The 230-nt window shown below is 54.3% G+C and carries 1 protein-coding gene; it reads left to right on the top strand.

From position 1 onward, the window contains the following. Window positions 1–230: HlyD family secretion protein (locus SB725_RS34270; RefSeq protein ID WP_410923838.1), on the top strand; the 230-nt coding region annotated here is incomplete at both ends.

A 230-nucleotide genomic window follows, 5' to 3' on the forward strand; every position in this document is an offset into this window, starting at 1 on the left:
TTTAGTCCCGCAACAGGGCGTAACCCGTACGCCGCGTGGCGATGCCACCGTACTGGTAGTTGGCGCGGATGACAAAGTGGAAACCCGTCCGATCGTTGCAAGCCAGGCTATTGGCGATAAGTGGCTGGTGACAGAAGGTCTGAAAGCAGGCGATCGCGTAGTAATAAGTGGGCTGCAGAAAGTGCGTCCTGGTGTCCAGGTAAAAGCACAAGAAGTTACCGCTGATAATA

This window comes from Pseudomonas sp. SIMBA_041, assembly GCF_046535095.1.
In the GTDB taxonomy this organism is placed as follows: domain Bacteria; phylum Pseudomonadota; class Gammaproteobacteria; order Pseudomonadales; family Pseudomonadaceae; genus Aquipseudomonas; species Aquipseudomonas mucoides.